Source organism: Lentzea pudingi (assembly GCF_014646255.1).
Lineage (GTDB): Bacteria > Actinomycetota > Actinomycetes > Mycobacteriales > Pseudonocardiaceae > Lentzea > Lentzea pudingi.
This window is the reverse complement of sequence record NZ_BMNC01000008.1, coordinates 184,532-209,681: the sequence shown is the minus strand read 5'-3', so window position 1 is coordinate 209,681 and position 25,150 is coordinate 184,532. Positions and strand designations below refer to the sequence as shown.

The 25,150-nt window shown below is 71.1% G+C and carries 18 protein-coding genes; 4 read left to right on the top strand and 14 right to left on the bottom strand.

Annotated elements, in window-relative coordinates; genetic code table 11:
- The first annotated feature begins 4 nt into the window (after positions 1–4).
- Positions 5–1,546, top strand: a complete 1,542-nt coding sequence (locus IEY88_RS27390) for an aldehyde dehydrogenase family protein (protein WP_189157719.1) — start codon at positions 5–7, stop codon at positions 1,544–1,546.
- Positions 1,543–2,529 (top strand): acyl-CoA dehydrogenase family protein, encoded by a 987-nt coding sequence (locus IEY88_RS27385; RefSeq protein ID WP_189157718.1) that lies wholly within the window; start codon positions 1,543–1,545, stop codon positions 2,527–2,529. Before IEY88_RS27390 ends, IEY88_RS27385 begins: the two co-directional genes overlap by 4 nt.
- Here the strand turns inward: IEY88_RS27385 and IEY88_RS27380 are convergent.
- From IEY88_RS27380 to IEY88_RS27340, 9 genes are all read right to left on the bottom strand, one after another.
- Positions 2,515–4,014, bottom strand: coding sequence for a thiopeptide-type bacteriocin biosynthesis protein (locus tag IEY88_RS27380; RefSeq protein WP_189157717.1), 1,500 nt, complete (start codon positions 4,012–4,014; stop codon positions 2,515–2,517). The genes IEY88_RS27385 and IEY88_RS27380 overlap by 15 nt on opposite strands.
- An 18-nt stretch (positions 4,015–4,032) precedes the next feature.
- Complete coding sequence (locus IEY88_RS27375) at positions 4,033–5,535, bottom strand: YcaO-like family protein (protein WP_189157716.1); 1,503 nt, start codon at positions 5,533–5,535, stop codon at positions 4,033–4,035.
- Positions 5,532–7,088: a hypothetical protein gene (locus tag IEY88_RS27370; RefSeq protein ID WP_189157715.1), complete on the bottom strand. Its 1,557-nt coding sequence runs from the start codon at positions 7,086–7,088 to the stop codon at positions 5,532–5,534. The genes IEY88_RS27375 and IEY88_RS27370 overlap by 4 nt, the downstream gene beginning before the upstream one ends.
- On the bottom strand, positions 7,085–8,164 hold the full coding sequence (locus IEY88_RS27365; protein ID WP_189157714.1) for a lantibiotic dehydratase C-terminal domain-containing protein: 1,080 nt from the start codon (positions 8,162–8,164) through the stop codon (positions 7,085–7,087). The genes IEY88_RS27370 and IEY88_RS27365 overlap by 4 nt, the downstream gene beginning before the upstream one ends.
- Positions 8,161–10,578, bottom strand: a complete 2,418-nt coding sequence (locus tag IEY88_RS27360) for a lantibiotic dehydratase (protein ID WP_189157713.1) — start codon at positions 10,576–10,578, stop codon at positions 8,161–8,163. The genes IEY88_RS27365 and IEY88_RS27360 overlap by 4 nt, the downstream gene beginning before the upstream one ends.
- Complete coding sequence (locus IEY88_RS27355; RefSeq protein ID WP_189157712.1) at positions 10,575–10,748, bottom strand: thiazolylpeptide-type bacteriocin; 174 nt, start codon at positions 10,746–10,748, stop codon at positions 10,575–10,577. The genes IEY88_RS27360 and IEY88_RS27355 overlap by 4 nt, the downstream gene beginning before the upstream one ends.
- A gap of 105 nt (positions 10,749–10,853) precedes the next feature.
- Positions 10,854–13,538, bottom strand: a complete 2,685-nt coding sequence (locus IEY88_RS27350) for an AfsR/SARP family transcriptional regulator (RefSeq protein WP_189157711.1) — start codon at positions 13,536–13,538, stop codon at positions 10,854–10,856.
- Positions 13,539–13,840: 302 nt separating this feature from the next.
- On the bottom strand, positions 13,841–14,464 hold the full coding sequence (locus IEY88_RS27345) for a TetR/AcrR family transcriptional regulator (protein WP_189157710.1): 624 nt from the start codon (positions 14,462–14,464) through the stop codon (positions 13,841–13,843).
- A gap of 9 nt (positions 14,465–14,473) precedes the next feature.
- Positions 14,474–16,795: a glycoside hydrolase family 3 protein gene (locus IEY88_RS27340; RefSeq protein WP_189157709.1), complete on the bottom strand. Its 2,322-nt coding sequence runs from the start codon at positions 16,793–16,795 to the stop codon at positions 14,474–14,476.
- Between the two features lie 134 nt (positions 16,796–16,929).
- On the opposite strand from IEY88_RS27340, the gene IEY88_RS27335 reads away from it, so the two are divergent.
- The gene (locus tag IEY88_RS27335) at positions 16,930–17,637 is read left to right on the top strand and encodes an AfsR/SARP family transcriptional regulator (protein ID WP_189157708.1); all 708 of its coding nucleotides are present in this window, start codon (positions 16,930–16,932) and stop codon (positions 17,635–17,637) included.
- Positions 17,638–17,851: 214 nt separating this feature from the next.
- On the opposite strand, the gene IEY88_RS27330 is transcribed toward IEY88_RS27335, so the two are convergent.
- The 5 genes from IEY88_RS27330 to IEY88_RS27310 all read right to left on the bottom strand — a co-directional run bounded on the left by IEY88_RS27330 (position 17,852) and on the right by IEY88_RS27310 (position 24,617).
- Positions 17,852–20,095 (bottom strand): hypothetical protein, encoded by a 2,244-nt coding sequence (locus IEY88_RS27330; protein ID WP_189157707.1) that lies wholly within the window; start codon positions 20,093–20,095, stop codon positions 17,852–17,854.
- 136 nt (positions 20,096–20,231) lie between these two features.
- Positions 20,232–20,804 carry a hypothetical protein gene (locus IEY88_RS27325; protein ID WP_308426016.1) on the bottom strand — a complete coding sequence of 191 codons (573 nt, stop codon included), beginning with the start codon at positions 20,802–20,804 and terminating at the stop codon, positions 20,232–20,234.
- Positions 20,791–22,386 (bottom strand): VWA domain-containing protein, encoded by a 1,596-nt coding sequence (locus tag IEY88_RS27320; protein ID WP_189157706.1) that lies wholly within the window; start codon positions 22,384–22,386, stop codon positions 20,791–20,793. The genes IEY88_RS27325 and IEY88_RS27320 overlap by 14 nt, the downstream gene beginning before the upstream one ends.
- 31 nt (positions 22,387–22,417) lie before the next feature.
- Positions 22,418–23,548, bottom strand: a complete 1,131-nt coding sequence (locus IEY88_RS27315; protein ID WP_189157705.1) for a toxic anion resistance protein — start codon at positions 23,546–23,548, stop codon at positions 22,418–22,420.
- A 1-nt stretch (position 23,549) separates the two neighbouring features.
- On the bottom strand, positions 23,550–24,617 hold the full coding sequence (locus IEY88_RS27310) for a hypothetical protein (protein WP_189157704.1): 1,068 nt from the start codon (positions 24,615–24,617) through the stop codon (positions 23,550–23,552).
- Positions 24,618–24,787: 170 nt separating this feature from the next.
- Here IEY88_RS27310 and IEY88_RS27305 point away from each other — a divergent pair, with 170 nt between their 5' ends.
- Positions 24,788–25,120 (top strand): YciI family protein, encoded by a 333-nt coding sequence (locus tag IEY88_RS27305; RefSeq protein WP_189157703.1) that lies wholly within the window; start codon positions 24,788–24,790, stop codon positions 25,118–25,120.
- Positions 25,121–25,150: the final 30 nt, after the last annotated feature.

Here is a 25,150-nt window from a genome sequence, read left to right as displayed (position 1 = left end):
GGAGATGTCGCTGATCCTCAAGCCCGGCACGTCGTGGCACGACGTGTACTCGCAGTGCGTGAAGGCCGCACCCGAAGCGTTCCACGACGACCGGCTGCTCAACCACTTCGGTGGCGGGTGGAGCCGTTCCGGCGAGCCGATGCCCGCCACCAGCCCGGTCGACGGCTCCACCATCGCGGGCCCGCCCTTCCTCGACTTCGACGTCGCGGGACGGGCGGTGGTCGCGGCCGTCGACCAGCACATCGAGTGGGGCAACGTGCCCCTGGCGGAACGCAAGGCCCGTGTGTCGGAGGTCCTGGACGCCCTCACCGAACACCGCGACCTGCTGTCGTTGCTGCTGGTGTGGGAGATCGGCAAGCCGTGGCGGCTCGCCACGGCCGACGTCGACCGCTGCATCGAGGGTGTGCGCTGGTACGTCGAGGAGATCGACTCGATGCTGGCGGGCCGTGCGCCGCTGAACGGCCCGGTCAGCAACATCGCCTCCTGGAACTACCCGATGAGCGTGCTGATGCACGCGATGCTGGTGCAGGCGCTGGCGGGCAACGCGGTCATCGCCAAGGCACCGACGGACGGCGGCGTGAGCTGCCTGACGCTGGCGACCGCGCTGGCGGTGCGGTCGGGACTGCCGTTGACGCTCGTGTCCGGAAGCGGGTCGGAGCTCGCACCGGTGCTGGTCGGGTCCTCGTTCCTGGGGTGTGTGTCCTTTGTGGGCGGTCGTGACGTCGGCAGTTCCATTGCCACTCGCCTGGTCGACTCGAACCGCCGGCACGTCCTGGAGCAGGAGGGCCTGAACTGCTGGGGTGTCTGGGAGACCGACTCCTGGGACATGCTCGGCACGCAGATCCGCAAGGCGTTCGACTACGGCAAGCAGCGCTGCACCGCCTATCCGCGGTACGTCGTGCAGCGGTCGCTGTTCGACAGGTTCCTCAGCGTCTACCTGCCCGCCGTGCGCGAGGTGAGGTTCGGGCACCCGCTCGCCGTCGCCTCGCCCGGCGACGAACTGCCCGAGCTGGACTTCGGGCCGTTGATCAACGACGCGAAGGCCAAGGAGCTCGACGACGTCGTGGACGAGGCGATCCGGGCGGGCGGCGTGCCGCTGTACCGGGGATCGGTGGACTCGGGCCGGTTCCTGCCGGGCCAGCAGACCGCCGCCTACCTGGCGCCGGTCGCGATCCTCGACCCGCCGCGCTCGTCGGTGCTGCACCACGCCGAGCCGTTCGGGCCGGTCGACACGATCGTCCTGGTCGACACCGAGGCCGAGCTGCTGGCCGCGATGAACGCCTCGAACGGCGCCCTGGTCGCGTCCCTGGCGTGTGACGACGAGGCGACCGCGCGTCGGCTGAGCGAGGACGTGCAGGCGTTCAAGGTCGGCATCAACAAGCCTCGGTCGCGGGGTGACCGGGACGAGGTGTTCGGCGGCCGTGGTGCCTCGTGGCGCGGCGCGTTCGTGGGAGGTTCGTTGCTGGTGCACGCCGTCACCGAGGGCCCGCCGGACGAACGCCCGTACGGCAACTTCCCCTCCTATTCGCTCTACCCACCCACGTGACGTACCGGGCGGACCTGCTCCGCGTCGTGCAGACCGTGGTGGCGCCGAACGCCGCGGACGTCGACCAGCACTCCAGGTTCCCGCGCGCCGCCCTGAACGCCCTCGGCGCGCGCGGCCTGCTCGGCATGACGATCTCCCGCACTGTCGGCGGGGGAGGCCAGGACGTCCGGTCGGCCGGGCGCGTGGTCGAGGAGGTCGCTCGAGTGTGCGCCGCAACGGCTTCGGTGTTGCGGTCGCACTACTCCGCGGCCGCCGTGCTGGACCGCTCCGGCCCGCACTGGCTGCGGACGGAGATCGCGGCGGGCCGGCACCTGTCGACGCTCGCGGCCTTCGGGTCGTCCGGCGAGATGTCGTCCCACGGTGACGTCGTGCAGGTGCGGGCGCGCAAGAGCTGGGTGATCGCGGCCGGCGAGGCGGACAGCTACGTCTGGTCGTGCGGCTCGGCGCTGTGGCTCGTTCCCGCTGAGGCACCCGGGTTGCTCGTGCCGGCCGACCACGCCGGGATGGGTCTGCGGGGGACCGTCGCCACGTGTGTGGAGGCGGATCCCGTGCGGGTGCCGGCGTCCAACCGGCTGTGGTCGGAGGAGCTGGCGTTCCCGTGGTTCATGGTGCTGGGGGCCGCGGTGTCGCTGGGGCTGATGGAGGGCGCGGTGGCGGCGGCGGTCGGGCACCTCGGCGGCGGTGATCCGCGCACCCGGTCCGACCTGGCCCGGATGCGGTTGCGGACCGACGCGGTCAGGGTGCTGTACAACGACACGCTGTCCGCGGTGACGTGGCATCCGGAACGGTCCGCGGACCGGGTGCGGCTGCTCGCGGTCACCGCGACCGAGGCCGCCGTCGCGGTGACGGACCTGGCGATGAAGGTGTGCGGTGACGCGGCGTTCCGCCGTGACCTCGGCATCGAGCGCCGGTTCCGGGACGCGCGGGCGGCGGCCGCGATCGAGCCGACGGTCGAGGAGCTGCTGGAGTCAGTCGAGATTTGAGGCCAGCGGCAGGAAGTAGACGAGAGCGTCGTCCACGCCGTCGAGCCCGATGACGTCGTGGGCGATGTCGTCGTAGAACCCGCCGACCAGCCCGGTGCGGATGCCCAGGTTCGCCGCCGTCACGGTGAGGTTCTGGGCGAGATGTCCGGCCTCGGTGAACGCGAACCTGAGCGCGCGCAGGCCGTAGGTCTGCCGCAGTGAGCCGATCCTGATGTACAGGGCCAGGACGGCGGGGGTGCCGGAGAGTTCGGTCGTGCCGGGGCCGAACCACATCGAGGTCGCCTCCAGGTCCCCGATCGGCGGTGCCTCGCCGAACCAGGTGAGGGCGCGCTCGACCTCGTTGACCTCGTACCGGCCTCTCGCCAGGCCGTCGACGTTCAGCGCGATGAGCCTGATCCTGGCGCAGTACTGGGCACCGGCACTCGGGTACGGCCATCTGCCGTCCTTGGGGGACATCGAGTTCCACAGCAGGGTGCCGAGCTGTTCGGCGTTCAGGTCGCCGGTGAGATCACGGCTGGTCCTGCGAGCTCTCAGCGTATCCGTGTCCACTGTGGAGGGCAGCGAGGTGGTCGCGGGCCACTGCGGCCTGGCCGGTGCGTTCTTGCGGGGGAGCTGGTCGTCGAAGCCCGGCAGGAACTTGCTGGCCTCCAGGTAACGGCGGTCCGGCGCGGTCTCGCCGTCGTCGTGGAAGTCCGTCAGGCCGTGGGGGGACATGGCGGCGGCCGCGGTCGTCCAGCAGATCATGCGCTCTTCGTTGGGGGTGATGCCCATGCGGTTGAGCAGCATGTGCAGCTGCGAGGCCCAGACGTGCGGCAGCCAGACGTCCAGGTGCTGCTTGGCCTCGTTGATCGTGCTGCGCCAGTGGGCGACGGCGCCGCGCGGCTCGCGGTGCCAGCGGGCGGCGAGGTCGCGGCCGCGTTTGGCGAGCAGCTGGTTGGCGGCGTGCTGGGAGCCGATGGTGGGTACGGGTGCCTGCTCCTGGACGTTGCGCCAGCCGGAACCGAGGCTGCGCAACCAGCTCGCGGCCTGCGGCAGGTTCAGGTCGAGCGCCTTCGCCGTGGCGATCGTGAGGTCGATCGCGGCGGTCAGTCTCGCGCTGTCCGTGTGGGTCGCTTTGAGCACGGCGACGGCGACCTCTGTGCTGTGGCAGAAGACTTTCTCGGCGATCGGCAGAGCCTGCGGGCCGCCGTACCGTTCTGTCTCCGGGACGTACTCGACCTCGCGGACGTCGCCGTGCGGGAGCCAGTCCGGGTCGCCTTCCTCGTACTCGAAGTCCTGGGCCGTGATGAGTTCTCGCAGCTGCACTTCGAGCTTGTCGGCGTTCCGCGCGTTCTTGATCCTGACCCGCAGGTGGGGACCGGTTTCCCAGTAGCGCAGGAAGTACCACTCGTGGCCGGCCATCGCGGGGGCCAGCGACTCGGCGACGAACGTGTCGAGGTCCGCTCGGTTCCAGTTCACCCTGCAGTGCAGGCCGGTCCAGGTCACAGCTGCTCCAACGGTGGTTCAGGGGAACGGGTGGGGGTGCCCGGCCCGGAGGTTCAGGCGGGGCAGGCCGGTCCGGCGGTGCAGGTGGCCGAACGTCATGGGCAGCGTGCCCGGCACGACGACCTTGGCGGAGTGCAGGCCCAGGGTGTTCACCGTGTGCGGATCGGACTGGTCGACCGCGATGAGCTCCAGGTCCTTCGCGGCCAGGTCTTGGGTGTAGCGGTCGAGCAACTCGCGCAGGTCGGTGTGGGTTCGCTGGTCGGGCAGGGCCTGGAGTGGCTCTTCGCTGACCAGGTTCGCGTACCGCTCCCTCGCCTCCGGCAGGGTGTTGACCGCGACGTGGTCGTCCATGCTCCTGACCTGCGCCGGGTCTTCGAAGAGCTGGAGGAGGCGTTCTCTGCTGTAGTTCTCGGGGTTTTCCCTTGCACGGTCAGCGAAGGCCTCGACGTCCACAGCCACCTCGACCGCGGCCGACTGCAACGCCTTCGTCGGGTCCGGGCTGGCGCCGGCGGCGAAGAACGCCTGGGGCAGGCCGGGTCTGGTGGTCCTGGCCAGGGTCAGCACGGCGGGGATGCCCAGGTCGTTGGTGGCGTTGAGGAACAGCAGTTCGTAGCCGAGCTCCGCGAGCCGGTCGGCGAGGTGGTGCAGCAACCGGTCCGCTGGGAGCTTGATCCTGGTCAGCGGTGTCTGGCCGTACCAGGCCATCAGGAACGCGTCGCGCTCCGCCACCTCGAACAGGCCGTGCAGCACGGCCTCGGTCAGGCTGTTGCCGAGCCCGCAGCCGTTGGACGTCTCGTGGACGAACCGCTGTTCCGGAGGTGTGTACGCGGCCCAGTACGCGACCTGCTCCGGCACGAGGATCGGCTTTTCGCGGGTGTACGACCAGCCTTCCGCCCAGCGCATCCTCAGGCCCGGGTGGTAGGTGTCGCCGAAGTCGTTGAGGCCCAGGCGTTCCGGATCGAGAGCTTCCGGTCCCAGTTCGGCGAACGAGGCTTCGTGTGTCGCAGGGCGGCGTGGGCGCATGCCGTTGAGGCGTTCGATCGCCTCGAAGATGGCGACGCGCTCGGCCTGCTCGAACGACGTGGTGCGGCCGTAACCGGCGGTGTGGGAGTCGAGTTCGGCGGTGACCGTGGCGAGCGGCAGGTTTCCCGTGCGGTACAGCGCGGTGATCGGTCCGTGCCGGAAGTCGACCACGGCGTCCTTCAACGCCGCGGTCTTGTTCGGGGTGCGGAGTTCTCCGTTGGGGGTCTTGGTGTTCTCGTGGGGTTCCGCGGCCGGGGCGCAGCAGGTGCCGGGCCTGATCCGGTGGGTGGACACGAGGCCGAGATCGGTGCGGATCGCGATCACGGTGTCGTGCTCGTGGTTTTCGAGTGCGGCGACCAGGGGCCGGAAGGCCGGTGCTGTGAGGCCTTTCAGCTGTGCGTTCGGTGGCGCTTCGGCGAGCCGTGCGGTCTCCGCGCAGCCGACGCAGACGTTCGCGGCAGGACCGACGAGGGTGAGCCCGCCGTCGTGCCGGATCATCGGTACGCCCTGAGGCCGGCGGCGCGGAGTTCGGGGTCGAGTTCGACCGGCCTGATCCGGACGCCCGGCAGCCTCGTGATCGCTTGCTGGAACCGTTCTTCGCGGTCTCGCACGTCGGCGGGCCAATGCCACTGCCTGGTAACCCAGTCCGGCTGGGCGGTCCTCCGGTGCGGGACGGCGCCGTTGAGGTGGGCGGTGCCGGCGCGACCCGCCTGGGCGTACCCGGTGGCGGCGAGCGCGGCGAACGCCACCGCGTCGGCGGCCGTCGCCTCGACCGCCCACGCGAGCACACTCCGGCCGTTGCTGATCTCGGCCTTGTAGACGCCCTGGGCCAGGCGTTCGGTCCGGACCACCGCGGGGACGTCGAAGCGCGCGGTCAGCGCCTTCCACCACCTGTGGGCCGTGGGATCGCTGGTCCACTCGTGGGCGTCTGGTTCGCCCCGGTGATGCCGGGCGGCCAGACGCAGGGCGGCGCCGCGGGCGTGGGTGTCGTCGATGCCGATCACGCCGTCGGACTTGAGGGCGTTCAGCGCGGCGTTGAGGCGGGCGGTGTCCGCCGTGGTGCCGATGCCCAGGGCGTCGCCCGAGGTGGCGAGGTTGGCCGGGACCTGGGGGAGGGGGCCGAACTCCGGGGTGTCGACCGGGCCCAGTTCGGTGTCGGTGAGGGCGTCGAGGGCCTGCCACGGGTCTGCGGCTGGCTCGCCGTGCAGGAGCGGGTGGTAGGTGGCGCTCAACGGGGTGGGGCGGGCCACCAGGACCATCGGGTAGGTGGTCGTGAGTTCGGCGGCCGGGTCTGGCAGGTCCGCGACGGCGCACACGAGGCGGTGGACGGCGGCGGATCCGATGAGGGTGGCCAGGATGTCGGGTGGGTTGCCGGTGACGCCGAGCCGTGCGGCGGTGCGCGTAGTGACTTCAGTGTTGAGTGAAAGAAGAGATTGTGCCGGTGGGAGCACGAAGCCGACTTCCGTGCCGCAACCGGCTACGACGACCAGGTCGCCTGCGGAGACGAGGAGTTCCTGGTCGCGGGGGAGGAAGGCGCGCTCAGAGGGTGTCGGCGCCGCCGCAGCGCTCGGCCGCTTGACCGCCGGCCTTGCCGCCCCAGCGCTCGGCCGCTCGACCGCCAGCCCCACCGCTTCCGCCGCCCTGGCAGCCGCGTCTCCCAACACCCCGTGCCCCGACACCACAACGGCGGCCGCGCGCAACCGCCGCCACGCCTCCACCGGTTCCGCGGCCGCCGACTCCAACCAGGCAGCCACCTCCGGCGGCGGCGCGTCCTCACCCCACGCCGCCATCTCCACCAGCATGTCGTGCTCCCACAACTGCTCCAGGATCAACTCGACCGCCGCCCGCACCGCGTCAGGCGTCCCTTCCGGCACTCCCAGCGAGGCGCGCGGAACCCCTGCCTCCAACTGCGGCGCGAGCCGTTGCCACACCTTCCACAGGCCGGACCCGCCGGAGAACGTGCAGCTGGAAGCCCAGCCGCGCAGGTGCAGTCCGTCGGCGGTCCGGGTGGCCTGGACGACCGGGCGCAGCCGCACGAGCATGCGCGTCACCCGACCTTCGGCAGTGCGGCGAACTGGTCGGCCCACGTCGTGCCGAGGACCTGTTGTGCGGCGTTGGCCAGGAGGTGGGCTGCGGCGTAGCGCTCCATCGGGGTGACGTCGCAGATCGCTAGAAGTTGGTAGAGGACGTTGGTGCCGACGCGGTAGACGGCCATCGCCCTGGCGATCGCGGGGTCGGACAGGTCAACGGTCCACATGGCGTTGTGGAACTCGGAGAACTTCGTGCGTTCGCCGTAGTTGTAACGGCGGATCGCGCTCTCGTCGCCGATCTCGTAGGCGCGTTCGCCGTGGCGGGGGTTGGGGTCCGCAGTGAGCAGGCCGGCGTCGTAGCGTTCCTGGGCGGTGAGGCGCAGGGCGATGGTCCAGGTCTGCCAGGCCGCTTCGAGGTGGGTGGTGGGGTGGCCCTGGGCCACCCGTTCCACCAGGGTGCAGGCGGCGGAGGCGTTTGCGGTCCAGATCGAGTCCAGCTTGGACCGAACGACACCATCTGGATCGCTGGCCAGCAAGAAGTCTTCGACGTGCGAGACGAACGAGTGGTAACCGTACTGCAGGCCGCCTGGGTAGCGGCTGGCGTGGACGGCCATCGCGGTCAGGGCAAGGGTTGCTCGGGGCACCGAGAAGGAATGGCGCAACGCCGGAACGCCCAGGCGGAGACCCTCAGCGCGTACGGCGATGTGTGCCTCGGGCAGGAGCGAGGCCAACCGTGTGTCGTCGGTCGGCTCGATGCGCACGGAGTTGTTGGGGTGGAACGGGGTGAACGGCGGCAGGAGCAGCTCGGCCACGGCCGCAGACTCGGCGTGGGCGAGCAGCTCGGCGTTCGATAGTTCCACTGTGGACGGATGAGCGGCCAGGTAGGAGCGGAGCAACGTGGCCACCAGCAGCGCCGCTGTCGACGAGGACGCACCGGACAGCACGAGCCGGACGTGCGGGCCGTGCAGCCAGTGGCGTTCGACGTGGCCCACGACGTCGGGGAACGTGGCCTCGGCGGCGGCCAGCGCCGGGAGCACGCCGTCGCGCAGCAGCGGGGCCTTGATCGGGTCGTGGTAGTAGCAGACGACGTCGGTCATCCGGCCCTCCGGTAGGTCTCCGCCACGATCTCCAGCACCTGCCCGGACGGCACCGGCAGTGCCTCGGTGAGCCGGACGTGGTCGCCGTAGCGAGTCGTCAGGCGTGGCAGGCAACGCAGGTGCAGAGCATTGGTGAGGTCGGCGTACTGCGGTTTCGGGCCGTTCACGCGCGCCTCGAAGTCCTCGCGGGACGTGATCACGCCGCCCATGCCCGCGAACAGCGCCGCCGGCACGCCGTAGCGGGCGCGGAGTGCGGTCGCACCGGCCACCGAGGAGAACGCCTCCTGCAACACGGTCGCGGGGAAGTCCCAGTATCGCCGGCCGAGCACGACGTCGCGGTAGCGCAGCCGGTCGGCGATCCGCACGTCGCCGACGGACGAGACGGGTTGCAGCGGCGAGAGATCGGCCGCGCCGCAGGAGAGGTCGGCATGCAGGGCGGCGGAGCGGTCGGGCAGCGAGATCGGCATGAGGTAGCCGAGGTACAGCACGTCCAGCAGGGCTCCGCTGTCCCGGCGCCGCAGCCGCAGCTCGTCGTTCTCCTGGTCGTGGACCACTTCCAGCGCGTCGGGCGTGTAGTCGGCCCAGTGCGGGTCCTCGCCGATCTCCGCCCGCCCGAGCAGCGGGTGCAGGTTCGGGTTGAAGCCCTGCACCGGCCGGTACTCCGCGAACCCGCGTGGGAACACACCGTCCAAAGTGGCCCGGACGGTCGCGTAGGCCTCGGGTGGCAGCAGGTCGAGGAACCGGCCGGGGAAACGGCCGAACCCGTCGTAGACGTGGTTGACCACGAGACCGTCGGGCGACGGCTGGGCGAAGAACGAGTACGAGACCGGCCGGGTCTTCATCCACGCGGGCAGCAGATCCGCAGCCGCGGTGACCACCTCGTCGGTGATCACGCCGTCCTGCATCAGGTCGGCGACCTGCGCGCGGCTCGCCCCGAGACCACCGGTCGGCGCACCGGACATGGCCTCGTGCAACACCGGCGCGCACTCGGCGAGGCGGGCGGTCCCGCCGCGACCGAACGCCGTGACGAACAGGTCGCGCGAGTGCCGCCGGATCGCGAGGTGGCGGTCGAACAGCATCAGCAATGGGGTGAGCCCGGCCAGCGACCGCACGCCGTCGTACCCGTGTGCCCGGCCGAGCCGGACCGGTTGGGGCAGCACGACGTCCTCGCTCAACGGCGTCATGCCGCCCAGGTCCGTCCCGACGACGGAACCCAGCTCCTCCCACGCCGCGAACAGGGCGGCGAGCGCGGCAGGCCGGCCGGACGCGTCGATCTCGGCGAACGCCAGGGTGTCGCGGTGGATCGAGACGACCCGGTCGGCGAGCTCGGCACGTCCGGTGTCGCGCAGCCACGAAACCAGCGCGGGACAGGCCATGGGGTCCTGCGGGTCGACCGGCAGCACCGGTACGAGCAGCTTGATGTCGAGCAGCAACGCGACGTAGTGCTGCGCGCGGTCGGACTCGCCGTCGGGCAGCCGGGTCGCGAGCGCGCTGGCGAGCTCGGCGGGGCTGATGCCCTTGGGGTTGGCGCCGGTGAGGCCGACGAGGAACTGCAGCGGCGCGCTCGACGCCAGCTCCACGTCCTCCTGGATGCCGACATACGCGCGCAATGGCCCGCGGGCGGGGACGTCGCGGCGGAACTTCATCTGGCCGCCGTCTAGGTGCACGTCGGGCGCGAGACGGTGCGGGTGGTCGAAGAGGTGCGCGCGGTCGGCGAGCAGGGCCGCGATCAGCCGCGACAGCAACACCTGGTTGACGCGCGTGACGGCGACCGGTGTGCCCCAGTCGGGCGTGAGCGCGTCGGGGGACCAGGTGGCCCAGCCGACCGCCGCGTACCAGGACAGCGGACTGGTCTTCGACGTCGCGCGCAGGGCGTAGCGCAGCACGGTCGGTTCGGCCTTGCGGGAGCGCTTGTCCCCGGAGCCGGCCCGCGCGAGTCCCTGCCACAGATCGCGTCCGCTGAACACGGCCGCCTTCCGCACGGCCTCGGTGCCGCACAACGAGGAGAGCACCTCACGTTCGGCGGCCAGCGCCTCCGGCAGGAGCCGTTCGACCTCCGCGGTCAGGGCCTCCCGCTGGTCCATCGCGGACAGCCACTCGCCGAGTTGCGGGAACCGCCGCACCAGCGAGTCGGCCTCGGCACGCAGTGAAGGGCGGGGCGACCGTCCGTTGTGGACGTCGCGACGCAACGGCAGCACGACCGTGCGGTGGTAGGAGTCGGTGTGCGTGCCCGCGCTGTCGTGCAACAGGTCGGTCACCGGGCCGGTCAGCGTCACCAGCGAGGCCTCGACCGCCGCCAGCGCCTCCACCGCCCGCCGGAACGGCGCCGCCGTCGCAGCGCCGTCCGGGTGCGGCAGGGCCGCCAGGCGCACGAGTGCGTATGGCGCTGCTTCTCCCTGCACGCGACCGCTCATGCCTGCTGGACGGGAGGCTGGGTACAACTGCTGCACGACGAGCTGCCGCACGAGCACGACGAGGCGCCACCGGAAGCTCCGGACTCCGGCAACGCGACCGAGTCGCGCAGGGACGTGACCGCCAGGTCGCCGAGCTCGAGGTCGTCAGGGTCGAACGAGAGATCCTTCATGCCGTGTCCTCACGTCTTCAGTTGTCGTGAACTCGCCCGAGGGCTGTTCGAAACAGGCTGAACAAGCGCGATACGGCACGGATCGCGCTTTGCTTGATCGGACGGTCAGAGCCGTGAACGGACCTCGTCGGCCTTGGGCTCGCCCAGTTCCTCGAACAACGTCACCGACTCCAGCCAGCACTTCTCGGCTCCACGGCGGTCACCGAGCCCGTCCAGTGCCAGCCCCAGGTTGTCGAGCGACTCCGCCTGCCCGTAGAGGTCGCCGATCGCCCGGAACGTCTCCAGCGCCCGGTCGATGAACGACACGGCCTCGGGGAAGTCGAGCAGCCCCCGGTACACCTCGCCGATGTTGTTGAGCAGGATCGCCTCGCTGTACGGGTCCTTGATGTCCTTGCGGATCTCCAGCGACCGCAGGTACCGCGCCAGCGCGACGTCGAACCGGCCCGCGTCGGCGTGCAGCAGGGCGATGTTGTTCAGCGTCACGGCTTCCGTGTGCAGGTCGCCCAGTTCGCGCGCGATCTCGGCGCACTGCTCGTAGCACGCCAGCGCGTCCTCGGGCCGCCCCTGCGTCATGTGGACGATGCCGAGGTTGTTGAGGGCGGGGACCTGGCGCGACCTGTCCCCGGTCGCGCGGAAGATCGCGAGCGCCTGCCGGTTGCACTCGATCGACTCGTCGTGCCGCCGGACCTCGCGCAGCGCGATGCCGAGCGTGATCAGCATCCGGCCCTCGGCGCTGCGGTCACCGACCGATCGTGCGGCGGCCAGCGCGACGCCGTGGGTGTCGATCCAGTCGGCCCAGTGCTTGCGCAGGTTGAAGAAGTCCCACAGGCATTGAGCGAGGCTCCAGGACTGTTCCGGCAGGTCGTGCTCGGCGGCGTCGCGGATCGCGGCGACGAGGTTCGCGCGTTCGGTGTCGCACCACAGCAGGGCCGCGTCCCGATCGGCGAACTCGCGCGGGTGCACGGCCGGGTCCGCGGGACCGATCTCCAGTTTGCGCTGGGGATTGAGCTGTTGCGCGCTGCGCCACGACGTCTGCACGTACCAGTCGAGCACCCGGCGGCGCGCCAACGCGCGGGCCGGCGGCGGTTCGGCGGCCATGACCTGTTCGACGGCGTACGCGCGCAGCAGGTCGTGCAGGCCGTAGCGGCCGGGAGTGTGTTGCTGCAACAGGTGTTCGTCGAGCAGCGTCTCCAGGAGGTCGCCCGCCTCGTACGCGGTCAGCCCGGCGAGTGCGGCGGCCGAGTCGGCGGTGACGTCCTCCCCGGGGTGGAGTCCGAGGAGTCGAAACAGACGCCTCTGGTTGTCGGGCAACGCCTGGTACGAGAGGTCGAACACGCCCCGAGTGCCGAGACCGCCTCCCCGTTCGAGGCGGTCCACCAGGTCCTGTGTCGTCCACTGTGGACGGCGAGCCAGGCGTTTCGCGGCGAGTGCGACGGCGATCGGCAGGTGCCCGCACAGCTCCGCGATCCGGTGCGCGGCCGCACGGTCGGCCTTCACCCGGTCTTCACCGGCGATCCGGGCGAGCAACGCCAGTGCCTCGTCCGGCGTGAAGACGTCGAGGAACACCGACCTCACGCCGTCGAGCCGCAGCAGCGTGCGGCGGCTGGTGATCAGCACCATGCACGTGGAGCTGCCGGGCAGCAACGGCCGCACCTGGTCCTCGCCGGCGGCGTTGTCGAGCAGCACCAACGCGCGCGTGCCCGTCAGCCGGTCGCGGTAGAGCGCCGCCCGTTCCTCCAACGACTCCGGGATCTGCGCACCGGGCACGCCCAGCAGCCGCAGGAAGCTCTCCAGCACCGCGGACGGCTCCGCGGGCAGCTCGTCGGCGTCGAACCCGTGCAGATCGGCCCACAGTTGCACGTCCGGGTAACGCCGAACGAGCCGGTGCGCCGCTCTGACCGCCAGCTTCGTCTTGCCCACCCCGGCCATGCCCTCGATCGCGGAGATCACGACCGTGGTCTGCGGCCCCGGTTCGCACAGCTTGCGCAGCTCGGACTCGCGCCCGGTGAACTCGGCGATGTCCATCGGCAGCTGCCGGTGCGCGTTCAAAGCCGCGGGCGAGGGCACCCGGCTTTCGAGGATCACCTGCTGCAGCTGGCGCAACCGCGCGCCGGGCTCGACGCCGACCTGCTCGACCATGTGCCTGCGGGCCGTCGCGTAGGTCTCGAGCGCCTCGCCGCGGCGGCCGGAGCGGTCCAGCGCCAGCATCAGCTGCGCCCACAGCTCCTCGCGCAACGGGTGCAGCGCCGACTCCCGCCGCAACCGGTCGATCACGTCGTCGAACCGGCCGAGCTCCAGCGACGCCCTGGCGAACCGCTCGACGGCCGTGAGCCTGCGCTCCTGGATGCGGGTGAACTCCGCGCGCAGCAACGGTCCCGCGTTCAGCTCGGCCGTCGGGATGCCGTGCCACCGCGCCAGCGCCTGGCCGAACAGGTCGGCCGCGGCCTCCGTGTCACCGTCCGAGAGCGCGGTCTCGCCGTCGCGCACCAGCTGGTCGAACGAGTCGAGATCCAGTTCGCCGGGCTCGACCCGGAGCTGGTAGCCGTGGCCAGGACGGGTCATCAGCCGGTCGCCGAGCACCTTGCGCAACCCGGCGACGTACGTGCGGAGGTTCGACTCCGGCGACACCGGCGGTGAATCCCACACCGCCTCCGTCAGCTGTGCGACGCTGACCGCCTCGTTGGAGTGCAACAACAGCATGGTGAGCACCGCGCGCTGCCGGGGTCCGCCCAGCTCCAGCAATGTGCCCGTCCGCCGTACCGCCAGCGAGCCGAGCAGCAGGAACTCCACAGGTAGATCGCTCCTCGATGATCCAGGCATTGGGTGCACAGCCATACTCGCGCACTTCCTGACGGTCTGTGCACGGCCTGGGCGAAATCTGTGCACGCCCCCTGACATCTTTGTGGCAGATCCGGTACCTGCGCCGCTGGCCCGAGGAACTCACGGGAGTGGGGGTCGGCGCAGTTGCCGGATCTGGTTCCCCCAGAACCCGGCCGGCGTGTGAAAGTCACCGCACACGTCGGCCACCTTTCGCAAGACCGGTGGCCCGGGCGGGTCCCCCAGACTGATTCCCGGGCCACCACCTTGCGACCTCAGCGCCCCCAGCGGGCGCGCAGAACTTGGGTGAACACCTCGAACTCGGCCGTCATCGACACCTCGTCCGGTTGGAGCAGCCACTGCTGCTGCAACCCGTCGATCACCGCGATCGTCGTGCGCACCACCGAACCGACCGGGGCGTCCGCCGCGATCTCGCCTCGTTCCTGGCCCGTGCGCACCGCTTCGGTCAGCCACCGCCGCAGTCCGCTGTAGTGCTGGAGAACCCACGCGTGCGCGGGGTGGGCGGTCTCGGTGGCCTCCGCGGCCAGCCGCACGAACAGCCCGACCAGATGGGGACGGGCCGAGTTGCGCGCGATCAGGGCGGCCAGCGCGTCGAACGCCGCCCACCCCAGCGGCGGACCCCCGCCACCGGCCAGGAAGTCGCCGTCCTGCCGGTCGCGTTCCTCGAGCACCGCCGTCAGCAGGGCCGCCTTGCTGGGGAAGTGGTGCAGCAGACCGGACTGCGAGAGCCCGGTCCTGGCCGCCACGGCCGCGACCGACGTGCCCTTGAAGCCCGTCAGCGCGAACAGTTCCGTCGCGACGGCCACCGCTCTGGCCCTGGACTCCTCACCGGAGACGTCCACCCGCGACCTGGTCCGATACCTCGGCGGGACCGACACCGCGTCACCTCACTCCTGATCAGCGGGCAGGGTAACGCGGACGTCGCCGAGCCCGCGGGCGATCAGCACGTCACCGGTGACCGGGTGCCAGCCGTCCGACCACGAGCGTTGGGCCCGCGGGTCGCACCGGACCTCGACTCGCACGGTCTCGCCCGCGGGGACCTCGACGGTGGCCCAGCCGACGAGACGGACCGTCTCGTCTCGCGGCCGCAGGTAGACCTGGACGACCTCCTTGCCTGCCCGGCCGCCGGTGTTGGCGACCTCGACCGACACCGTGCCGATCACGCCGTCCGCGGAGGAACGCGTTGCGGCGCGGTACTCCCACGTCGTGTAGCCGAGGCCGTGACCGAACCAGAACAACGGCTCGGTCTGAGCGCGGTAACCGAAGGCGGTTCCCTCGGCGTACACCAGTTCACCGTTGGCGGGAACGAGGTTCAGCGCGTCGGCGTCGGCGCGCGGGAACGTCGTCACGAGGCGCCCGGCGGGTTCGATGTGGCCGAGCAGAGCGGCCGCCACGGCGTCACCGGCCTCCTGGCCCGGCAGCCCGGCCCACAGCACGGCGTCGACCTGCGCGAGCCACGGCATGAGGATCGGCGTCGCGGCGTTCACCACGACGACGGTGCGTTTCGCAGCCGCCGCCACTGCCGCGACCAGTGCGTCCTGCTCGCCGGGCAACGCGAGCGTGGTCTTGTCGAAGCCCTCGGTCTCCTGTTCCTCGGTGAGCCCGACGACCACGACCGCCACGTCGGCCTCGCGCGCGGCCCGGACCGCTCCGCCGATCGCGTCGGCGGGGGCGCGGGGGACCGGCTGGGTGATCAGGCCGACCAGCGCGCTGGCCTCGCGCACGCGGGCGGTGATCCGGTCGCCCGGCGACAGCAGCACCTCGGCCGTCCAGTGCGGCGGCTTGAGCAGAGCCTCCTCGACGATGCCGCCGGCCCAGGCCAGAAACGTGGCGTGCCGGCGCCCCGCGACGTCGATCGTCCAGTCCCCGAACCCGCGCACGCCGATCAGCACGCGCGCCGGTTCGTCCAGCACGACCTCGCCGGACACCTCGATCGAAGCGGCACCCTGCGCCCAGCCGCCGTACGCCGCGAGCTCGGCGATCTCCATGTCCCGCGTCGCCAGCACCTCGCCGTTGGCGTCGTACGTCGTGGCGCGGACGTCCTTCAGCACACCGGGGCCGGGTGCGGCGTACCGCAGCCGGACCTCCACACCGTCCACAACGGACACCGCGTCGCCCAGCTGCGAGGTCAGGCCGTCCGCGATGCTGATCACGTGCGGCGGGCGCACTCCTGCCGAACCACCGCCCTGCGCCACCGTGTCGATCGCGTGGCGGCCGATCAGGGCGATCTTCGAGTGCTGGAGGGGGAGGACTCCGGAGTTCTTCAGCACGGTCATACCGCCCGCCGCGAACCTCCGCAGCTGCTCGCGGCGAGCCGGGCTGTCCGGCGCGGGCAGGTCCCGAGGCCAGGCACGCTCGGGGAACGCCCCCGTCCGTGACGCGAGGAGCAGCAACCGGGCCAGGTGGTCGTCGATGGTCGACTCCGCGACCTCGCCCGCCCGCACGGCCGCGACCAGCCTGTCCTCCCACGGCCCACCGGGCCCGGGCATCGCCAGGTCGAGGCCGCCGTTCGCGCTCCCGGCCGTGGACTTCGTGGCGAACCAGTCCGACATGACCAGGCCGTCGAACCCCCACTCGCCCTTCAGCACGCTCTGGACCAGTTCGGTGTGCTCGGTCGCCGGGACGCCGTTGACGTTGTTGTAGGCAGCCATGATCGCCCACGGCGCGGAGTCCTCGACCACGATCTCGAACGGCAGCAGGTAGACCTCGCGCAAGGTCTTCTCGTCGACCACCATGCTCGCCGTACGTCGTTCGGTCTCGGACTCGTTGGCCACGTAGTGCTTCGGCGTGGCCGCGATCCCCTTGTCCTGCAGGCCCCGCACGTAGGCGGCCGCGATCACGCCGGTCAGCAGCGGATCCTCGCTGTAGGCCTCGAACAGCCGGCCACCGAATGCTGTGCGGTGCAGGTTGATCGTCGGGCCGAGCACGACGTGGACCTGTTGTGCCGCCGCCTCGTCCGCCAGCACCTCGCCGACCTCGCGGGCCAGCGCCGTGTTCCAGTGCTGGGCGAGCAACGTCGCGTTCGGCAGCACGCACGCGATCGTGCCGCCCCTGAGCTCGGCGCCGCGGACACCGGTCGGTCCGTCGGACAGCTTCAGCGACGCCAGCCCGATCTCCGGCTCCGGGTGCAGCGCGAACAGTGCGGAACCGGTCAGCAGCCGGACCTTCCGCGCGAGGTCCAGGCGGGCGATCGCCTTCTCGATGTCCATGTCTTCGAGCAGACCACACACCGACCAAGTACTCGGTCGGTATATCTCGCTGTTGCATTTCGGTTACCTGGCCGTGATGTGACGCCGCGTGGCACACCCGTGGCACGCCTCTTCTTGTGTCCAAGGGGAGGGGAATGGTGATGAAGATCGAGGTGCGGCTGCTGGGGCCGCTGGAGGTCCGCGGGCCGGACGGGCCGGTGCACTTCATGGGGGCGCGGCGGCGGGCCGTGTTCGCGTTGCTGGCGTTGAGAACCGGCCGTCTGGTGTCGAGATCGGCGCTCGTCGACGGCCTGTGGGGTGAGGACGTGCCGCCGACGGGCACCAAGACTCTGCAGGGCCACGTGGCGAAGGTCCGCCGGGCGCTGGAACTGGCCGGCGCGGACGGCGTCGTGCTGACCCGCGAACCCGGCTACCTGCTCGACGTCACGCAGGTCGTCGTCGACGTCGAGGAGTTCGACGAGCACCTGCGGCGCGGCCGGTACGCGGAGGCACTGGCGCTGCACCGCGGCGATCCGCTGGCGGACTGCCCGGTCGAGGGCTGGGCGGGCGCGGAGATCGCGCGGCTGCGGGAGGCGCTGGCGTTCGCGGAGGAGAACCACGCGGCCGGGCTGTGCCTGGACGGCCGCTACGCCGAGGCGATCGCGCAGCTCGAACGGCTCGTCGCGCTCTACCCGTTGCGGGAGTCGTTGTGGGAGCTGCTGATGGAGGCCCAGCACCGGGCGGGACGGGCCGGAGACGCGTTGCGGACGTATCGAAGGGTGCGGGCGTTGCTGGTGGAGGAGTTCGGGATGGAGCCGGGGTCCGCGTTGCGACGCAGGGAGGCGGCGGTGCTGGCGGGGTGACGTGGTGGTGGGGAGCACCGCGACCCGTGTCGGGGGTGCGCGCCGCGGTGCTTCCCGGTGTCCGGTCAGTGCGTCCCCCTCGGGCGCACTGACCAGGGGTGGGTCGTGGCTCGCCCTGGGGGGTGCGTGGCACGACCCGGTCTGGACTGGACTCCCCTTGCCCGCAATCCTGCGCGTCCGCGGTGGTGAAACGGCGGCCGTGCGGTGGTCAAGATCAGCCGGGCTTGTACGAACAGCGGTAGCCCGTCGTCACGGCGTCGCGCAGCGCGTCGGCGGTGGGCTGCTCGGTCGCCGCGATCGTGTCGATGGCGCGGCGGATCGCCTTGCGCACGGCGGTTCTGGCGCGTTCGGCAGGACCCGCGAAGTTCCGGCCGCGACCGCCCATGCCGGTCTCGCGTTCGAGGTGGCTGAGCAACGCCTCCAACTCCGCCTCCAGACGTGGCGTCGGGTTGTCGTCCAGCCGGGCGCGCAGGTCGCGGATGCGGGTGAGGTAGGCGGCACGGGCGACGGGGTCGAGCAGCGGCTGGTTGCCGCTGTCCTCGCCGCCGACGAGTTCCAGCGCGGGGATCTCGGTGCCCGGGGCGGCCACCAGCCGGGCCAGGTAGCGCATGCCGACCAGGTCCTCGACGCGGGTTTCCTTGCCGTGGTGGGAAACGACCCACCACACGTTCTCCTTGCGGATCAGGATCCGGCCCGCCAAGCCGTCGCGGGCCTGTGCCCACGTCGCCGCGCGTGCGGTCATGCCGATCGTGTTGGCGTCGTTGATGGCCACGTCGTACAGCGCCCTGCCGCGCTCACCGCCGGCCGTGGCCGCGAGGGTGGCGCGGGCGTAGGCGGTCATCGGCAGGTTGCCGAGCCGGATGTTGGTCGTGACGGCGCGTTCGAGGTGTCCGGTGGCGAGCGCGGCGTCGCCGAACGTCGTGGCGGCGATGCCCAGCAGCAGTTCGGTCGAGCCGAAGCAGACGATCGCGGTCGCGGGCACCACCGGCAGCGCGGCGAACGGTTCGAGCAGCCGGTAGGCCTCGCGGGCGATGTCCGCCTCGCCCAGCGCCGCGGCCACGTGCACCACGCAGAACATGCATGTGATCCAGGTGCTCGACAACGGCACGGCCGTGAGTCCGTTGATGGTCAGCCGGTGCAACGCCGACCGCGCGCGATCCCGTTGCCCCGCCTCGAGCGCCAGCAGCGCAAGCGCCGCCTCGAAGCTGAACTCCAGGTCCGGCAACGTGGGGGAGTGCGTGACCTGCTCGGCCAGGTCGACCAGTTCGCCGCCGCGGCCCTGCAGCCACCGGATCGCGAACAGGTGCGTGCTGTGGAACGTCTCCGCGTCCACGTCACCGGCTTCGAGCCCGATCCGCAGGCACGCCGACGACTTCTGCTCCGCCTCCGCGAACCGGCCCGCGCGGATCGTCCGCATCACGTCCATCGCGGCGTGGAAGAAGATCAGCCCCGGGTGGTTCGCGGCCCGTCTCGCCAGCTCCACCTGCGACCGTTCCGCGTGCGGGTCGCCCAGGCAGAACAGGTCCATCGTGCGACGGCACACACCGCTGAGCGCCAACAGGTCCAGCCCCGCCGCCGACGCCACGGAGATCAGCTCCTCGGCCAGGGCCAGCCGGAGTGCCGTGTGCTCCGGCGACCACAGGGCATGGTGCGCCAGCGACAGGGCCTCGGCCAGGGTCAGCTGGTCGCCGGTCTTCCTGGCCTGGCGCAAGGCTTCCAGCACGCTCTCGGTCTCGCGCCGGTCGTAGGCGTGCTCGGCCACGAGCCTCGTGGCCAGCCTGGTGCGCAACGGATCGGGCGGGTGCGCGGCCAGTGCCTCGCGGATGCGGGCGACGGCCAGCGCGCGGTCGGCCCGGCCCCGGTACTTGTTGACCCACATGCCAGGCAGGCCGAGCGCCGCTTCCGGGTCGCCTTCGCGTGCCGCCTGGTCGAGCAGGTCGCGCGCCTCGGTGATCCGGCCCTCGGTGAGGGCGGTGTGCGCCTGCGAGACGAGACGTCTCGTCTCACCTTGGTCCACATCCGGCTCAGGCGAGACGAGACGTCTCGTCTCGGCTGGATTCCTGCAGGTGACAACGATGACCACGGGGAGCCGGTGGGCGCGGGCAGCCACGGACCGGGTCAGCTGGAACGTGTCCTCGCCGGCCAGGTCCACGTCGTCGACCAGGATCAACGCGGGCGTCCCCGCCAGTGCGTCGGCGACCTTCTGCGCGCAGGCCTCCGGTTCGGCGTCGAGCGCCGACGCGTCCCCGCCCAGCCCGGCCAGGACCGCGTGCCAGGGCCAGTATGGCGGTGCGTCCGCGCGGCAGCCGACCCAGGTGACGGCGAACCCGTGCGCGCGGGCGAGTTCCGCCGCCCGGACCAGGTGTCGCGTCCGTTCGGCGCCCGGTGGCGCGGTGACCGCGACGAGTTGCCCAGAGCCCAGTTTCGCCTGCTCGAACGCCGACTCCGGCAACCGCACAGCTTCACCCTCGAATGCACTTCTCCAGCCAGGACTGGGAAAACCTAGCGGAGGGCGCAGACCGGCACGTACGCGGTCGACACGCATTTATGGGTGAAGGTTCGCGAACAGCGGATCGGGGTGGTCCGCTGGGGCATCAGGCCTGACCGCGGTCCTCCAGGTAACGGGTGTGGTCGGCCTGGCGTTGCGCGTCGGCCGCGTGGAACCGTTCCGCGGTGCGCACGGCGTCGGCGTGCAGCAAGTCCAGCTGCCGCACCAGTTCCGCGCCCGATCCCCGTGCGGCGGCGTACCACCACGGCAGGTTCAGGTAGGTCTGGACGGACAGCGGCAGGTCCGTGCCGACGAGCCTGGTGACGGCGTGCAACGCGTCCGGGTCGGCGCGCAGTGCGCGGGGGCGGTCCAGCATGCCGCGCAGGACCTCGGCGATGTCCGCGAACCTCGGCGCGACCTCGTCCGGGACGCGGAAACCCCGCACCCGTTCGACCAACGCGTCGAGCTCGGACCGCAGCGCGCCGGCCTCCTCCTCGGGGTCGGATACCAAAGTGATCCGCTCGGGTGGTGCGGCCAGGGCGCCTGCTGCGTAGAGGCCGACGACGACCACGATCCAGTACGACCCGGCCAGGCCGGCGAAGTGCAGACCCAGGCCGACCAGGCCGCCCGCGCACCCGGCCAGGTTCTTCCAGGAGGCCAGGTACCTACTGATAACCACGGATCTCCTTGAAGGCGGCGGAGAGCGAGCGGCTGCGGGCGTCGAACACCTTGCCGCCGCTCATCTTCGCGACCTGGTCCATCTCGGCGGTGGCGCTCTCGCCGAACAGCACCGGGAAGATCGGGATGCCCTTCAGGTTCGGCGGGAGTGACTGGTGGAACAGCTGGAAGTCGGTCACGTCCTCGCTACCGGTGTTCTCGCCGTCGGTCATCAGCACGATCGACGTGAACCGGTCGGGGTCGGCGTCGATCTGCTGGCGCAGCACGTCGTAGCCACCGCGCAGGCTGCTGTAGATGGCCGTGCCGCCGGCCGCGTCGAGTGACGTGGCGGTGGCGCGGATCTGGTCGAGCACCGGCTGCGGGTCGTCCTGCGGCACCTCGTACTTCAACGGTGGCCGCGCGCTGCTGTTGAACGGCAGCAACGTGACCTGCTCGCGGCCGTGGAACCGGCTGAACTTCCCGGCCAGGGAGGAGTCGGCGCCGGTGAGCCCGACCAGCGCCTGGCGCAGGCCGTCGATCCGGTCGCCCTGCATCGAGCCGGACGTGTCGAGCACGTAGAGCGTGCGGGACGGGCGGCGCAGCTGGTCGAAGTACGTGGTGATCAGACCGTCCACAGCGGACTGGCTGCCGGGGAACGGGAGTTCCACGAGGTCCTTCACCGCGAACTTGCCGTCAAGCGGCACCTGCGGCACGGCGGGGCGGCGGTGCGTGGTCTCCATGATCCTGCGCTGGACGTCCGCGCTCCTGAGGTGGTCGGAGAGCTTCTGGTGCGCCTCGCGGGCCTCCGAGGACGCCGACGTGAGCAGCGTGAGCGGGTAGTCCGCGGTCACCACGCCGTCGCTCGGGTAGACCAGTGTCAGCGGTTCGGGCGACGACAGCAGCACCGACTCGTAGTTGATCAGACCGTCCACTGTGGCGCCGGGGTCCCTGGCCCGTCGCTGGTAGGCCTCGGACAGCCACCCGGACGACCCCGCGGACAGCGTCTGGGCCGAGAAGAACTGCTTGAGCTGCGGCGCGACCGCGTCGATCCTGGCCGCGTCCAGTGCCGAGCCCGACCCGGACAACGCCGCCGCGACGCCGACCAGCGCGGAGAAGCCGGAGTTGGAGGCGGACGGGTCGGTCATGCCGTAGGTGAACCTCCGCGCGCCCGCGGCCTCGGCGATCTCCGCCCAGCCGACGCGCTTGGTGTCCCAGCCCAGTTCCTTCACCTTCGCGGCGGGCAGCCCGAGCACGACGGGGGAGGACATCACCTTCGTCGGTGTGCCGAGGCGTTTCTGGGCCTCCGGCACGAGTTCGAGGTAGCGGTTGGAGGAGAACCAGACGGCGTCGAAGCCCTGTTCGGCGGTGCCGCTCGCGACCTTCTCGGCACCCTCGATGGTGCCGGTGAAGCTGAACTTCACGGAGATGCCGGTGGCACGCGCGGCCTCGTCGAGGATCGGCTGCAGGTCGGCGAGCTCGCTGCCGGCGAGGACGCGGAGGGTGCCGGGCGTGGCGTCGCCGACCGGTCTGGCGGGGTCGGCTTCGTCGGAACATCCCGCCAGCAGTGCCAGAGCGGCGACCGCGGGGAGGAGGCGGCGGATCATGCGGGCTCCTTGGTGGGGCGGTGGCGGCGGTTCACGACTGCTCCCCGGTCTCCCGCACACGGCTCAGGTGGTCGTGAGCGCGGCGGATCTCGGCGTCCAGCGCGGACACCGTGCTGGACATGGAGTCGGCCGCGCGGGCCTTGAACGTGTCGACGGCGTCGATCGCCGCGTAGATCTGGTCGAACGAGGTCCGCACGGCGTCGATGCCGACGGCGGGTTCCGTAGCGAGGCGCTCGATGTCCTTGCCCTGCAACGACATCAGTGCGGCGTTCGAGCGAAGCAGGGAGTCGGTCAGGCCGCGCACGGCGTCGACCTGGTCGATCACCTCGCGTTGCCCGGCCAGTGCCGCCGCGACGGTCACGCCGATCCGCAACGCCGTGACGGTCGTGCTCACGGCCCGTTCGACGCCCTTGATCAGCTCGTCGTTGTTGCGGCGCACGACGTCCAGCGCCAGATAGCCCTGCGCGCACACCGCGAGCTGGGTCAGCAGGTCCTGATGCCGTTGCCGCAACGAGAAGAGCACGTCGGCGCGCAAAGCCCGGGCGCGCTCGGGTTCGGCCAGGTCGAGGATCGCGACCTGCCGTTCGACGGCCTCGTCCATCTCCGCGGCGAGCGCGGCGTCGCGGGACAGCGCCGTCATCACGTCCCACAGGCGCCGCCGCTCGCCCTTGATGGCGGCGTTGTCGCGCCTCAACGCGTCCTGGCCGGACCGCAGCTTCAGCACGATCCGGTTGAGCGGCTCGTCGGCCGCGCGCAGCCGGGCCAGCAGTCCGCGCGCCGCGTTGCCTCCCGGGAGGAACCCGAGGATCTTGCGGCCGGTCAGCCTGCTCAGGTCCTGCGGATCGAGTGCGCGCACCGACCGCCGCAGCTCGGTCAGGCTCGCCGAGACCGGGACGGGCGACGACACCGACGCGAGCGTGCGGTCGAGCAACCGGCCCGCGATCTGCGCGGCCACCCGCATCTCCGCCTCGCCGAGCACCAGGGCGTCGTCCACGATCCGGCCGAAGTCGGGCGAACGCGGGTCGACGGCACCCAGCGCGGCGACGAACTCCTCGGCGCGCGAGGACAACTCCGCCCTGTCGGTGACGGGAATCAGGCCGGCGGCGCGGTCGACCGGCACGGGCTCGACGGGGTCCGGTGGCGTCAGCACGAAGTCGGTCATGTCAGTACTGCTTCGCGATCGCCTCGAGCATCCGCTCCAGCGTCTCGTGCGCGGGCGGTTCGACCACGTCCACGATCGTCTGCGGCACAGGCAGGTTCTTCTCCCTGACGATGTCGTTGAAGTGCTTGGGATCGGCGGTGCGGAACCCGAACGTCGCCGCGAGCCGCCCGAGTTCGGCGTCGCTCTGCAGCAGCTGCCCGACCCGGTCTCCCGCCTCGCGCAACGGCACCAAGGTGTGCTTGGACAACACCGTCGGCGCCGGGTAGAGCAGCTTCATGTCCGGCCGGACCGACGAGTCGCCGCGCACCACCCGGTCCGCGAACTGCGCCTCGTACGCGAGCACCAGCGGCGTCTTGCCCATCCCCGCGGACAGGTAGTCCTCGAACGGTCCCTCGGTGCTGCTCTGCGTATAACCCTGGTCCAGGAACAACTTCGACACCGCGGGCAACACCTTGCCCTCGGCGTCCGGCGACGACACCACCCCGCCGTTGGCGACGAACGACGTGATCGCCAGGTACATCGCCGCCGAGTTCGAGTCACGCGGATCGGTCGTGGTGACGAGCAGGTTCTTGCGGGCGGGATAGGCCGTGTTGCCCGGCAGCTGGTCCCACCGCGTCCCCTTGGCCGCGAGCTCCAGGTACGCCTGCACGTCGAACGTCGGGTAACCCGGCCCGGACCTGACCACGCCGGCCTTCGTCAGCAGGTCGACGACCGGGTCGAACGTGGCGATCACCATCGGCGACGAGAACGGCGCGTACGTCCGCGCGGCCTTGCGGTCGCGCTGGATCTTCTCCGCCGCGGGAGCCGACGACGGGAACGCGAAGTCGTACGGGGTCAGGTCCGTCGCCGTCACGATCTGCCGCGACCCGGCCGGATCCACCTCGACCTCCACCCCGTGCCGCGCGAACACGTCCTTCACCCGCTGGTCGGCGAAGAAGGCGAGCTTCTCCGAGCCGATCACCCCGCGCACGGTCTGGAGCTGGGCCTGTTCGCCCTGCTCCAGGACGATCGCGGTCACCACGCCCACCAGGAGCACCACCGCCAGACCGATGCCGAGCGCTCTCTTCACTGTCCACCTCTGCCGGAAAACCTTGTCGAGGACCAGATCCTTCGTCACTTCGACGCCTTTTCCAGGCGGCTGGAAGCAAGCGCGAGGTGAACTCTCGGTGAACGCGCCGATGAGTTCCGGACGCGCCCGGAGTCGGTACCACGGCAAGGGCCGGACAGAGGAGGTTCGCGATGAAGTTCGTGACGATCGGCTACGGAGAACGTGCGGGCTACGACGCCACGGATCAGGCGGTTCGCGACGAAGCGCACGCCCACGACGCACGGTTGCGGGCCGCCGGCGTGGAGATGGGCATCGCGGGAGCGCCGGTGCAGGTGCGCAACACCGGAGGTGACGGAACGAAGGTGGAGGAAGGCGCGTTCATGACGTCCGCGCTGCCGGTCGCGGGGTTCGCGGTCGTCGAAGCCGAGTCGCTGGAGGAAGCCGTGCGCATGGTGGCCGGGACCCCGTGCGCGGTCGCGAACGGAGTCGTCGAGGTGTGGCCGCTTCAGTCAGCCCAGGGGTGACCGGTCGCCCGCGGACCACTTGTGGCCGAA